Source organism: Lactobacillus sp. WILCCON 0058 (assembly GCF_057198005.1).
Map to the genome: position 1 here is coordinate 522,343 of NZ_JBUBHM010000001.1, position 13,421 is coordinate 535,763.

General features: G+C 49.6%; 10 protein-coding genes. 4 read left to right on the forward strand and 6 right to left on the reverse strand.

Annotated features, from left to right (window positions below; genetic code table 11):
• Nucleotides 1-24: 24 nt before the first annotated feature.
• Together ppc and ACYVUU_RS02610 are read right to left on the reverse strand one after the other, a co-directional pair.
• On the reverse strand, nt 25-2,754 hold the full coding sequence (ppc, locus tag ACYVUU_RS02605; protein WP_484499862.1) for a phosphoenolpyruvate carboxylase: 2,730 nt from the start codon (nt 2,752-2,754) through the stop codon (nt 25-27).
• A 170-nt stretch (nt 2,755-2,924) separates the two neighbouring features.
• Nucleotides 2,925-3,869 carry an AEC family transporter gene (locus ACYVUU_RS02610; RefSeq protein ID WP_484499863.1) on the reverse strand — a complete coding sequence of 315 codons (945 nt, stop codon included), beginning with the start codon at nt 3,867-3,869 and terminating at the stop codon, nt 2,925-2,927.
• Between the two features lie 181 nt (nt 3,870-4,050).
• Here ACYVUU_RS02610 and ACYVUU_RS02615 point away from each other — a divergent pair, with 181 nt between their 5' ends.
• Entirely contained in the window at nt 4,051-5,673 is a 1,623-nt protein-coding gene (locus ACYVUU_RS02615) for an ABC-F family ATP-binding cassette domain-containing protein (RefSeq protein WP_439775520.1), read from the forward strand.
• A 71-nt stretch (nt 5,674-5,744) separates the two neighbouring features.
• On the opposite strand, the gene ACYVUU_RS02620 is transcribed toward ACYVUU_RS02615, so the two are convergent.
• Nucleotides 5,745-7,052 carry an MFS transporter gene (locus ACYVUU_RS02620; RefSeq protein ID WP_484499864.1) on the reverse strand — a complete coding sequence of 436 codons (1,308 nt, stop codon included), beginning with the start codon at nt 7,050-7,052 and terminating at the stop codon, nt 5,745-5,747.
• A 370-nt stretch (nt 7,053-7,422) separates the two neighbouring features.
• Between ACYVUU_RS02620 and ACYVUU_RS02625 the strand changes: the two genes are divergently transcribed.
• Nucleotides 7,423-9,186 carry a sensor domain-containing diguanylate cyclase gene (locus tag ACYVUU_RS02625; protein WP_484499865.1) on the forward strand — a complete coding sequence of 588 codons (1,764 nt, stop codon included), beginning with the start codon at nt 7,423-7,425 and terminating at the stop codon, nt 9,184-9,186.
• 56 nt (nt 9,187-9,242) lie between these two features.
• Here the strand turns inward: ACYVUU_RS02625 and ACYVUU_RS02630 are convergent, their stop codons facing one another.
• A complete protein-coding gene (locus ACYVUU_RS02630) occupies nt 9,243-9,608 on the reverse strand; it encodes a hypothetical protein (protein ID WP_484499866.1) in 366 nt (121 codons plus the stop codon).
• Between the two features lie 240 nt (nt 9,609-9,848).
• Between ACYVUU_RS02630 and ACYVUU_RS02635 the strand changes: the two genes are divergently transcribed.
• Both ACYVUU_RS02635 and ACYVUU_RS02640 read left to right on the forward strand, forming a co-directional pair.
• Nucleotides 9,849-10,544, forward strand: coding sequence for a hypothetical protein (locus tag ACYVUU_RS02635; RefSeq protein WP_484499867.1), 696 nt, complete (start codon nt 9,849-9,851; stop codon nt 10,542-10,544).
• A 77-nt stretch (nt 10,545-10,621) separates the two neighbouring features.
• Nucleotides 10,622-11,230, forward strand: a complete 609-nt coding sequence (locus ACYVUU_RS02640) for a hypothetical protein (protein WP_484499868.1) — start codon at nt 10,622-10,624, stop codon at nt 11,228-11,230.
• Between the two features lie 53 nt (nt 11,231-11,283).
• On the opposite strand, the gene ACYVUU_RS02645 is transcribed toward ACYVUU_RS02640, so the two are convergent.
• Together ACYVUU_RS02645 and ACYVUU_RS02650 are read right to left on the reverse strand one after the other, a co-directional pair.
• Nucleotides 11,284-12,483 (reverse strand): MFS transporter, encoded by a 1,200-nt coding sequence (locus ACYVUU_RS02645; protein WP_439774719.1) that lies wholly within the window; start codon nt 12,481-12,483, stop codon nt 11,284-11,286.
• 143 nt (nt 12,484-12,626) lie between these two features.
• Nucleotides 12,627-13,340: a Bax inhibitor-1/YccA family protein gene (locus ACYVUU_RS02650; protein WP_484499869.1), complete on the reverse strand. Its 714-nt coding sequence runs from the start codon at nt 13,338-13,340 to the stop codon at nt 12,627-12,629.
• Between the last annotated feature and the right edge of the window lie 81 nt (nt 13,341-13,421).

Here is a 13,421-nt window from a genome sequence, read left to right on the forward strand (position 1 = left end):
TATTAAAGTGTAAACCCGTGGCGATTAGCCCGAATTACGTAGGCCTGAAGCGACCCCGTTGATGGTGATGTGGATGATCGATTCGTAGATGCCGCTGAGCTTTTCTTGCCGGCCCCGCTTGATCATTTCCAGCTGGACGTAGTTCAAGACGTTGAAGTAAGGTAGGCGGTAGTCCAAGCTGCTTTCCAAAGACGGGTTGTCTTCCAAAAGTTTGCTGTGGCCTTCGATCTGCAAGATGACTTCCTTGGTCAGTTCCCATTCCTTCTTGATGATGTCAAAGACTGACCGGGTAGCTTCGTCTTCACAGAGCCCAGCGTACTTTTCAGCGATTTCCATGTTGGACTTGGACAAAACCATGTCAACGTTGGAAAGCAGGGAGTGGAAGAATGGCCAGCCCTGGTACATTTCCTGCAATTCCTTCAAATTGTTAGGATCAGCATCGATGAAGTGCTTGAAGGCTGAACCAACCCCGTACCAGCCTGGGAACATGACCCGGCTCTGTGACCAGGAGAAGACCCAAGGAATAGCCCGCAAGCCGGACAGTTCAGTAATCTTCTTTCTGGCTGCCGGCCGGGAGCCGATATTCAAGCTGGAGACTTCCTTAATCGGCGTCGCCTGGAAGAAGTAGTCGTGGAAGTGCGGGTTGTCAAAAACAAGTTCCCGGTAAACCCGGTTGCTGTCTGCAACGATGCCGTCCATTGAGGCCGTGAAGTCCTGGATGTGGTCCTGGCTGACGGCTTGTTTGGAGACCATCCGGTCAACCGCGGCGGAAACCAGCATTTCCAGGTTGTAGTAGGCAGCGTCCTTGTTGCCGTACTTGTTCTGGATGATTTCCCCTTGTTCAGTAGTCCGGATCCGGTCCTTGATAGAGCCGAATGGCTGGGAGGTGATGGCTTCATATGATGGGCCGCCGCCCCGGCCAACCGTACCGCCCCGGCCGTGCATGAAGGTGATCTTGATGCCACGTTCTTCGCCGATGGCCGTCAGTTCCTTTTGGGCCTTGTACAAACTCCAGCAGGACGCCAGGTAGCCGCCGTCCTTGTTGGAGTCGGAGTAGCCCAGCATGATTTCCTGGTAGTTGCCCTTGGAAGCAATCCAGCGCTTGACGATATCGAAGCTGAGGTAGCGCTTCATGATTTCCCGGGAGTTCTGCAGGTCTTCCACCGTTTCAAACAAAGGCACGACTTGTACCCGGGCTTTTTCAGAATCAAGCAGGCCGTATTCCTTCAGCATGATGGCTTGTTCCAGCATGTCGGAGATGCTTTCGGTGTGGGAAATAATGTGCTGCTTGATCACGTTCTCGCCCAAAGTGTCCTTGAGAATCCGGGCGGTGTGGTAGATCTTCAGTTCCTTTTGCAAAAGCTCTGACTTCGGTGAGTTGGATGAGTGGAGGCTGCGCGGGTCATTGTTTAATTCGCTGAGCAGGATCTGAATCTTTTCTTCTTCGCTCAAGTCACTGTAGTTGTCGCAGATCCGGGCGCTCTTTAAGAGTTCTGCCACGCAGGCTTCGTTGACGCTGGAGTCTTGCCGCATGTCGATCGTGGCCAGGTGGAAGCCAAAGACATCGATAGCTTCCAGCAGGTCATCAAAGTGGCCGCCGGTTACTGCCCGGTCATGGTTTTGGATCAATGACCGCTTGATGGCTTCCAGGTCTTCCTTGAATTCGTAGGCATCCTTGTAGACTGGGGCCTTTAAAGCAGCTTCTTTCTTAACTACGGCTTCCTTGGAGAAGACGTCCAAAAGTTCCATTTCAGTGTGGGCCAGGCGGCTTTCCAGGTAGTAGAAGGCCCGGCGGTAAGGTTCATTTTCTCTGAATGGGGAGTTGTCGGCGGACAATTTGGCCAGTTCCGCAACTTCCGGCGTGGGCTGCACGTAAGAAGTTGAGACAGCTACCGTCCGGTAGAGGTCGTTGAGGGCCTTGATGTAGTATTCAAAAATGACTTCACTTTGAATCGTCGCGCTCAAGCGGAGGGTTTCCGCCGTTACATAAGGGTTGCCGTCCCGGTCCCCGCCGATCCACATGCCCATGGTGATCGGCGTTGCCCCGGCAACGTTGAGGCCCTTTTCCCGGGCCAGTTCCTTGTAGCGGGCAGTGAGCTTGGTGATGGCCGGAATCAAGGAGTCAGGGTAGTAGACCATGACGTTCTTGATTTCGTTTGAGACCTTCAGCTTCTTTTCCCGGATGATGTCCGTCTGCATGATGATTTCAATGTAGCGGCGCAGTTCCCCAGTCCATTCTTCCCGGTTGATGGTGCCGGCCTTGACGTCCCGGTAGCGGCGGAGCAGATCATGGATCTTATTGGTAAGTTCCAGAATGGTCTTGCGCTGCACCTGGGTTGGGTGGGCGGTCAAAACAGGAACGACGTTGACATGGCTCAGAATTTCAGCGGCATTGTCCTTGCTTGCCACCAGGTCAACCGTTGATTCCAGCTTGCCCAGGTAGTCCTTGTCCGTGTTGTTGAGCAGGTTGACTTCACTGGCCAGGTCGACGTCTTCTGAAATGTTGATCAAAAGCGGCAGGGTCGCGAAGTAGCGGGCAACAACGATCATTTCTTGATTGCTCAAGCAGGCAATCTGGCTTTCCAGTTGGCTGTGGTCGTTGCTGGCAGCGATTTTGACCAGGCCCTTGATCTTGGCGAATTCTTCGTCGCCAACCAGGTGGCGGGTGCTTTCGTCAAGCAAGTCAGTCAGGATCTTGACCTCTTCAGCAATAACCGCGTGGTTACTGTTGTTCTCTAATTTCTTGGCAGTCACGCTTAACTTCCTCTTTCTTTTAACTAATGCTTTATGCTTGCTTATGCTTTTTATCTATCATACGCCTTTTTTGCTGAAAATTGAATTAGCTTGGGCTCTTTTTCCGTAACTTTTTCTAAAAAGTCGAACAATTTTCTTGACAAAAATGATACATTTCGGGTAAGGGTGAACTATACCAGCTGCTTGAGCCAGCTGGCCAGCATGATAATCAAGGGCACGCTGACCACCGACATCAGAGTCGACAGGCACAGACAGCGCATAGGGAAGGCAACAGGGCGGTTGGCCAGGAGGCTGAGCATGACAATAAAGCCGGCAACCGGGGCGGCCGCCATGATGACTACGGCCAGGTAAGCGGTCATTGACAAGGGAACCAGGAGCAGGATCACGCTCATGCAGGCCGGCATAAGGAAGTTCCGCAAGAAGCAGATCAGCCAGGCTTTGCCATCTTTATAGAAGTCCCCCGAAATTGTTCCCAGGTTGGAGCCGATGACGATCATGCTTAAGGGAGTGTTCAAAGAAGCCACGTAGCTGACTGACCGGGAGATCACGGCAGGAAACTTGAGGCTGACGCCGGTGATAAAAAGGATGAAGCCAATGGCCGTGGCGATGATATTTGGGTTTAAGAGGACGGTTCTGAGGGTATCGGCCAAAGGCTGCCGCTTCTTAAAGGTGCCGATGCCGTGAGACCAAATGAAGATGTTGTTCAAAACCAGGATGGGCACGGCGAAGAAGGTCCCCTTACTGCCTAAAAGAGCTTGAATCAGGGGGATGCCGATAAAGCCGCAGTTGTTGTAGACCGCGCCAAAAGCAATCAGCTGCTTGTCCGGGTCATTTTTTAACCGAGGCAGGCGGAGCAGGAGACTGCTGAAGGCGATGGGGAAGAGGTAGTTGAGCGATCCCGCCAGGAAGGTTAAGCCAAAGTCCTTGACCAGGCTGGCGCTGGCCGGGCGCTCAAAGGCGTTGATGATCAGGCAGGGGCCGACGATGTAGACCAGGATGGCGGTTAAGTCCTTGCCGGTTTCTTCATGGATCATGCCCTTCTTCCGGCAGAGGAAGCCGATGGCCATGAGGATGAACATGATGCAGATCTGCTCCAGTGAGATGAAAAATGCCATAAAAATACTCCTATCAATCAGTTCTTTTTAACAGATTATAAGCCAATTTATTCTTTAAAAAGAAAGAACTTTAAAAAAGGGGGGAGAAAATGGGTGAAAAGCTTGGTGGGCAAAGGCCAAACCTGTTATACTGATTTAGTCATAATTGCAGTAGAAAATTTAAGAAACAGAGGAAAATCTATTGATCACAGTAACAGATTTAAGTTTGCAAATCGGCAGTCGCACCCTTTACAGCGACGTCAACCTTAAGTTCACGCCGGGCAACTGCTACGGCATCATTGGGGCCAACGGGGCCGGCAAGTCGACTTTCTTAAAGCTGCTGGAAGGAAAAATGGAACCGACCACGGGCTCAATCAGCATGGGCCCTAACGAAAGAATGTCCAGCCTGAACCAGGACCACTTTGCCTTTGAAGATTTTTCCGTTATGGAAACTGTGATTCAAGGCCACCAAAAGCTCTACCAGGTCATGAAGGAGCGCGACGCCCTTTACGCCAAGGCCGACTTCAGTGAAGAAGACGGGGTCAAGGCGGCTGAACTGGAAACTGAATTTGCGGAACTGGACGGCTGGAACGCTGAAGCTGACGCTTCCCAGCTTTTGCAGTCCATGAGCATCCCGGAAGACATGCACCAAAAGCAGATGAGCGAGCTGGCGGAAAGCGACAAGGTTAAGGTCCTTTTGGCCCAGGCACTGTTCGGCAACCCGGACATCCTCCTTTTGGACGAACCGACCAACGGTCTGGACGTGCACACCACGGCCTGGCTGGAAAACTTTCTGGCTGACTATGAAAACATCGTTTTGGTCGTTTCCCACGACCGTCACTTCCTGAACCAGGTCTGCACCCAGATGTGTGACGTTGACCGCGGGCAGATCAAGCTTTACGTCGGCAACTACGACTTCTGGTACGAATCAAGCAAGCTGGCCACGGAACTGGCCCGCCAGCAAAATGCCAAGAAGGAAGAACAGATCAAGCAGCTGCAAGAATTCATCGCCCGCTTCTCAGCCAATGCTTCCAAGTCCAAGCAGGCCACTTCCAGAAAGAAGCAGCTGGACAAGATCAGCTTGGACGACATCAAGCCATCCAGCCGCAAGTACCCTTACATCAAGTTTGAGATGAACCGGGATTTGGGCAACGACTTGCTCAGAGTGGACAATGTGTCCTACAAGTCTGGCGACGAACAGCTTTTGGACAATGTCTCCTTTATCGTTCGGCCGGGTGACAAGGTAGCCTTCTTGTCCAGAAACACCCGGGCTACGACCGCTTTGATGGAAATCATCGCTGGCCGCCTGGAGCCAGACTCCGGGACTGTTACCTGGGGGCAGACGACTTCCTTTAACTACATGTCCAGAGACCTTAACGCCAACTTCGACAATGACGAATTGACGATCCTGGACTGGCTGCGCCAATACGCTGACAAGGAGCACGACGACAACACCTTCTTGCGGGGCTTTTTGGGCAGAATGCTCTTCAGCGGCGACGAGATCAACAAGCAGATCAAGGTCCTGTCCGGGGGTGAAAAGGTCCGCTGCCAGCTGTCCAGAATGATGCTGGAAGCAGCCAATGTATTGGTCATGGACGATCCGACCAACCACTTGGACCTGGAATCCATCACGGCCTTGAACGAAGCCATGGAAAACTACCCAGGCTCAATTCTCTTTACTTCCCACGACCACGAGTTCATCCAGACCATTGCCAACCACATTATTGAAGTTGGTCCAAAGGGTGTGGTGGCCCGGGCCGACATCAGTTACGACGACTTCCTGGCCCACCCGACTGTTCAAGAACAAGTCGCAAAGATCTACTAAAAGCAGAAAATTCCAAAGAAAAAGCTTATCCGTCCTGGATAAGCTTTTTTGCATATCTCCTTTATATATGCCTATGCTTCTTCGTCAAGTGCTGACCGGTGACCTTTCAAGGCAAAGACATAGACCATAAGAGAAATGAAGACCGCTAATGAAACGTAGTAGAAGAAGAGACTTTCGTGGCCCGCTGACCGCATGTACAAGGCGACGTATTGGGAAGTGCCGCCAAAAAGTGCGACGGTCAAACCGTATGGCAGGCCAACGCCTAAAGCCCGGATTTCACTTGGGAAAAGTTCAGCTTTGACAATGGCGTTGATTGAGGTATAGCCAGAGACGATAACCACGCCGGTCAGCATTAGCAGAAATGCCTGCAGGGCAGTAGTGACATGAGAGAGCAGGGTAAAGATTGGAACGGTCAAGAGGGTCCCGCCGATACCAAAGAAGATCAAGAGGGGCCGGCGGCCGATTTTATCAGACAAGTGGCCAAAGATTGGCTGCAGGGCGACCATGACCAAGAGAACCAAGAAGTTGATCATGGCGACCGTTTCCTTGTCCAGGCCAGCTGTGTTGATCATGAACTGCTGCATGTAGGTGGTGTAGGAATAGAAGCTGATCGTGCCGCCCAGGGTCATGCCAACGACGATGGCAACTTGCTTAGGATATTTCATCAAAAGGGTGAAGCTGCCGGCCTGCTTGTTTTGCTTGTTTTTGGCAGTGAACTGGGCAGATTCATCCATAGACAGGCGCAGCCAAAGGACGGCTACGGCGCCCAGGGCACCAATGATGAAGGGGATGCGCCAGCCAAAAGCGTAGAGCTGGGCGTCGGTCAAGACCTGCTGCAGGATGATTTGGACCAGCAAGGAGAAGAGCTGGCCAGCGATCAGGGTCACGTATTGGAAAGATGAGTAGAAGCCCCGCCGGCCCCGGCTGGCCATTTCTGACATGTAGGTGGCGCTGGTGCCGTATTCCCCGCCAAGGGAGAGGCCTTGAATCATCCGGGTGACGACCAGGATGATGGGGCTGATGATCCCAACTTGCGCGTAGGTTGGGGCAAAAGCGATGATCAAGGAGCCGGCGGCCATGATTGTGACTGACAAGGTCAAGGCTGCCTTACGCCCTTTTTTGTCAGCGAACTGGCCCATGATCAAGGAACCCAGGGGCCGCATCAAGAAGCCGATCGCAAAGACGGCAGCCGTTGAAAGAAGTTCAGCGGTCTGATTGCTGGCCGGGAAAAAGGCGGCTGAGAAGTAGATTGAGAATGAGGCGTAAACGTACCAGTCGAACCACTCGATCATGTTTCCCAGTGAACCTTTGAAGATATTTGAGGCGATCTGCCATTCGCCAGACAACATGCCAACTTTTTTACCAGGAACTTCCATCATGTTTCCCTCCGTTTCTAAAAGATAAATAATGGATCAGCTCTTGCTGATGACTGTAACTATAGGAGCTTTGGAAAGGGTTGACAAGGGGTAAGCTATAACAAGATAGAAAATAAGCGATAAAGGGAAGGCAAATAGCGAAAAATAGGAAAAATACCGCCTTTGCTTAATATTCTTAAGCTTATTCTCTTGCACTTAGGGGGATAACGGGAGCTACACTTTACTAAATTAAGTTGTTGGGGCGCTAGCTGCATATTAAGCAGCCTTTTTTAAACAAAAAGCCTTTTCTTATAGGCTATACGAAGTAAGCGTGTTAAACTAAAACATATAGGTATGGTTATATAGAAATGGCCTTGGAAGGTGGCGGAATGCAATGAAACTGAATCTGAAAAATAAAGCGGTTTGGGCGACTTTAACCATATTTTTTGTCGTTGCGTCATTTCTCATTGCAGCTGTTTTTTACTCGCAGAGTCTTGCCAGCAGAAAGGACAAGGCATACCAGATTGCTGAAGCCTATGCTATTGAGCTGAAGAGAGACTTCCAATACGCGGCCAGCAGCAACGCGGCCATGGAAAAGCTGGTGGTTGCCAAAAACGGCAAGGTAGAAAAAGAAGAATTCACGAATGCTGCCAAGCTGTTAAAGAAAGATTACATCAGCTTGATTGAACTGGTGCCTAATGGAGTAGTCACTAATACCTATCCATATCAGTCAAAGCAGAAAAAGAATAATGACTTAATGCAGGTTAAAGAGGCTAAGCAGGTTCTCAATTTCGTCAAGCAGAAAGACAAGGCCGTCTTATATGGCCCAATGCCCCTGCTCAATGCCAAGAGATGCGTCGTAGTCATGACTCCGGTAACCTTGAAAAATGGCAAGTTCTGGGGCTATGTTATCATGACGGTCAAATTGCCGGACGTCTACCAGCACACCTTGAAGAACTTGACGACCATGGGCTATGACTATTGCATTAATACCAACAAGTCGCCTTTAACCCAGAAGAAGACCCAGGTCGAGTCGTCTTTAGGGAAAGGAGAGAAGCTTAAGGACGCGGTTGGCTATACTTTTAATTATGGTTCTTGCTGGTGGACTTTAAACATCGTTCCTAAAGCAGGCTGGTGCAGCGGCGAAACAGTACTTTTGCTGATTTTTGCCGTATTGATCGACATATCACTGAGCTGCCTCTTGTATCTTTTCCTCGGTACCCGGCAGCAGAAAGTGGAGCTGGACCAGCTGGCTTTTAAAGATCCATTGACGGGACTGGACAACCGGCGGGGATTTTTTGAACAGTTAAAAAAATTAGCAGAAATAAAGGGGAAAGAGCCGCTGACTTTGGCCTTTATTGACCTGGATGACTTTAAGTTCGTCAATGACGTTTATGGACACGTGATTGGCGACTTGGCCTTGAAGCATTTGGCTGATCATTTACTGAAAAAGTTTCCGCCTGATGCTTTGGTTGGCCGGACAGGCGGGGACGAGTTCTGCGTCGCGGTGACCGGCAGGCCGGACTATATTAAGCAAGTGGTTGAAGACGCGATTGATGGCGTGCAAGAATTCAAGAGCGGCGAAACGACGGTCAGATATACGATTTCAGCCGGCTATGCTGCTTACCCAAGCCAGGCGGCCAGCATCAAAGAACTGGTGACTTTTGCTGATGAGGCACTTTACGCGGCTAAGATGCACGGCAAGCACGCGGCTAAGCGTTATGAGCCGGAAATGGAGCGGGTCAAGCGGGCCCAGCTGGGCTTCAACGTCAAGAACGTCGCTCAGGGCCTGCCAGGCGGGATTTTGATCTACCGGGCTGACGATAATGAGCGGGAGATACTTTTCGCCAACGACTATCTCGTTCATTTGCTGGGCTGCCAGAGCTACGAGGACTTTTTGGCATATACCAAGTCCAGCTATAATAACTTTGTCTATCAGGCCGACTTTGCGGAAGCGGAAAAGGCCATCAAGCTGCAGCGACAGAAAAAAGTGACGGATCCAGACAAGAGCCTGCTGCTGAACTACCGGGTCAAGGCTAAGAGCGGGGAGCTCCTCAAGCTCAGCACTTTAGGCCGGTATGTGGAAGACAATTATTACGGCGATGTTTTTGTCGTCTTTGTCTTGCCGGATGACTTGTCCATGAAACGAAAAAAATAAAATGGTGAAGCTCGAGAAAACGAGTTTCACCATTTTTTCGTACAATTTTTGACCTGCTACTCATGAAAGTCGATGGCAAAGCGGGCTAAAAGGATCAGAAGCAACTGCAGGAGGTTCAGCCAGAGAAAGCCAGAGCCCAAGGCGATGGGCGAGATCATTTCACCGGCTGTCAAAAGTAGGAGAGCAGCCAGGAAAAAGAAGATTCCGCGGTCATCCAGCTTGTCTATCCGCAAGCTGAGCCAGGCCTCACAGACCAGCATGATGATGAAGACCAGACCAGCGGCGATTGAAGGGATAAAGGAAGACCAGCCCATTAGTCTGGCAGAGTTGCAGACATCAATCAAGCTGGCCAGGGAGACCCAGAGGAGAATGAGACTGAGCAGGAAGCTGACAGCTTGCAAAATTTTGGTAATGACTTTCAAAGTAACACCTCGATTTTCAAAGAATATTTTTCTTCAGTATAATGCGAAGAATTTTTTTGAGCAAACGCATAGGAATTGTTGAAAATTGTTATTTTCGCTTAATGACATCCTTATTTTTGTAAAATTGGGGTAAATATAGGTGAGAATACAGACGAAGAAGCGCTTGCCCTTTGAGATAGTCAAGAATAGAATATAGTTTATAAAGTGTTTGTTCTATTTGAATTTATAAGAGGATTTAAAATGAAACTGAAGAAATTAGTTCCTGCATTGGCCGCGGCCGGGATGCTGCTTACTTTAGGTGCTCCAGCTGCCAAAGTTCAAGCTGCCAATGTAAAATACAAGATCGTTAAGCATAAGCAGACCAAGTACTACCCGCATGCAAAGATCAGCTATTCTTACCAGCAGCCGGTTTTACAAGGGAAATCTGCCACGGTTAAAAAGATTAACAAGTCTTTAGCCAGTGCTTACAAGAAGGACTTAAAGAACTACAAAAAGGGTGGCTATGAGATGGCCAAGAGCGTTTCTAATTGGTATGACACTGACCCCGATTTTTATAATAAGTATCTGGCTTATCAGATGGGGGAATTTACGCTCACACATGTTTACACTAGCAAGAAATACTTTTCTGTCGGCTACCATAAAACGGATGCTGCTTATCAAGCGGGCCATGAATGGGCTGAAGCCGCAACTTATTCGCTGAAAACTGGCAAGAAGCTCAAGTTAACCAACTTGATCAAGGGTAATAAGAAGACCATTAAAAAGAAGATCTATAAGGCACAATCTAAGGATAATAAGAGTATCTTGAAAATTATATCTTATGATCCAAGTAAGCTTGAATTCATTGTCAAAGGGAATAAGGTCTACATCACTGATCACTCTGTAACGTATTCTTACGGCGGTTATACTTTCTTAGATCCTGTAAAAATCGACAAGTAAATCAAGCAAAAGGGCCCCATTTTATGGAGCCTTTTAGTTTACAATGGAAAAATTAGGAATGTTTGTGGAGTGTTTTTATGAGAAAAAATGTGATAGGGGTTGTTTTGCTAGCGGGGCTGATGCTCACTGCCTGTTCCAACAGTACTGCCAGTTCAGCCAAAAGCAGTTCGAGTTCAGCTAAATCGTCTAAAGTTGCAAGCAAAGCTAAGAAGGAGCAAGCAAAGTCATCATCTGAAAAGGCAGCATCAACTAGTTCAAAAAAGACTGCCTTAAAAGCAAAGCAGTGTTCCAGCCAGGCAAACCAGCAAGAGGCAAGCAGTCAGTCAACTGCTAAAAGCCAGGGTGAAATCAACCGGGAACGCGGTTATGATCCCAAAGGAAATCGCGTTATGCCTGGCCAAGATCATGCCCCTGGCAGCGATGTTTACGGCAATCCAGATCCTTGGGTCCAAGGACAAATTGACTGGGCTAAAAAACATCAATCCAACGGCAACACGGATGAAGATTCAGACTATAATACTGATGACAGCAGTTCAGACTATGACTCAAGCTCAGACTATAATGAGAGTGATGACAGCAATTCTGACGCGGATTATGATTCAAGTTCAGACTACAGTGAAGACAGCCAAAATGATTACTCTGATTCAGTCGATACCAACGAAGATTACAGTAGCGAGGATTACTAATCTCCAAGCAAAAAGCCCCAAGAATGAATCTTGGAGCTTTTTTCGCGCCTAAACTAGGCAATGTTTTTCAAAATATTGGTCCGATAAAGAAGCAGGTTGATCACGACGATCCCGCTGGTTACCAGGAAGACGGCGCTGTAGCCGAGGTGGGCGGAAACCGTTGAGCCCAACAGCGGCCCAAAAATATTGCCGACGTACATGGCGCTTTGGTTCCAGCTGAAGACCCGGCTGGTCAATTGTTTCGGGCTGTACTTGGTCAGCATGGTCTGCACCTGCGGGAAGAGGCAGGCGTCGGTAAAACCAATCAAGAAACGGCAAACACCCAGCTCAATCGTATTGCGGACAAAAGCCGTCAAGAAGAAGAGAATGATCGAGCCGATCAAGCCGCCTAAGATGATCTTGTGGGTCCCGATCCGGTCACCCAGGCCCCCAAAGTAGGAAGCTGCAGCTACCGTGGCAATCCCTGGCAAAGCAGCGATGATCCCGCTGACGAAGACGACTTGGCCAGAATTGTGCATCAAGCTTCTGACATAGAGGGAAACGATTGGATTGATGGAGTTGTTGGCCGCTTGAATGATCAAGGTCGTCAGCAGCAGCCCCAGAATCAATTGCCCGCTCTTAAATTGCTTCATCGTATCCTTAAAGCTGGCCCGCTGCTCGCTCTTAACTGGAACGAAGTCATCTTCATGGATAAAGAAGACAGACAAGACGAAGCAGGTGAAAAGCAGGGCCCCGGTAATAAAGAAGGTGACCCGGTAGCTAAAAGCCTGCGACAAGGCCCCACCGGCAAAGGGCCCCAGCAATTGCCCCCCGGTCTGGGCGGAAATCATGATCCCCAGCGCCTTGCCCGACTTGTTCTTTGGCGTCTCTGCCGCGATAAGAGCGTTAGAGTTGGAGATGAAGCCGGCAAAAACCCCCTGCATCCCTCTCAGGAAGAGCAGCTGCCAGACATTTTGCGCCAACCCCATGCAGGTAAAGACAACCGCCATCCCCAAAGAAGCCCGCAGGATCATTGGCTTGCGTCCCTTCTTGTCAGCCAGCTTGCCCCAGATCGGTGAAACCAGGGCCGCTACAACGTAAACCGCTGAAAAGACGATCCCGGACCAAAAACTCAGCTGCTGGTGGCTGAACTTGCCCAAGGTGTCAATGTACAGGGATAAAAAAGGCGTGACTTCTGAAAAGGCGATCCCCGCCAAAAAGACGCTGACTGCCGAGACTTGCAGGTTTCTTTTCCATACCGGTTTCTTTTGCAATGTTTGACCTTCTTTTTTTCTAAGCTCTACTGATAAAAAACTTTACATATCTTTTACCTTACTCTTGCAAAAAAAATAGTCAAGAAAAAAAGGCTTTCTAATAAGAAGAAAGCCTTTTTAAAAGACATATCTTAAACTTTGCTTTACCGGTCGTTGTCAGCGATCCCGAAGATCTGCAGGAATTGCAGGAAGAGGTTGATGAAGTCCAAGTACAGCAGCAAAGCCCCGTTAACGGCCAGGCCAAGTTCTGGCAACTGGTCGCCGTAGTTAGCGTAGATGGCCTTCATCTTCTGGGCATCCCAGGCAGTCAAGATCGTGAAGATGATGACCCCGATGATGGAGAAGATGAAGCTGGCTGGCGTGTTCTTCAAGAACATGTTGACCAGGCTGGCCACGATCAAGCCCCAAACAGCAGCTGAAGCGTAAGCCCCGATGGTGTCCAGGTTCTTCTTAGTCACGCTGCCGTAAGCCGCCATCCCAATGAAGACGGCTGAAGCTGAGATGAAGGCCCCGCCGATTTGGGCGCCCGTGTAGGCAAAAGCCAGGAGGGAGAATTCCAGCCCGTAGATAACAGCGATAGCCATCAACATGAAGAAAGCCGTCGTAGGCTTGCGGTTAGCTCTAAAGCTGATGCCCACGCTCAAGATCAGCGGCAGTAAAAGCAGGACCCAGAGGAAGACCCGGTTGGTGAGTAGCGGCAGCAAGCTGCCAGAGAAGACCGTTAAGGTCAAGTAGGCGGTCAAGGCTGAGACCAGAACTGCCAGGCCCATGATGGAATACATTTTCGTTAAAAAGCCATTGAGTGCTGAGTCGTCAACGATGTGGCGGCGCTCTTGTTCAGGCGAAACGTTAAACATAATTTCTTTTGCTCTTTCTAAAAAAACTGTGTACAGAATTATTCCCAGATTGCCGTTTTATTCCGGTAATCAACGTGATAT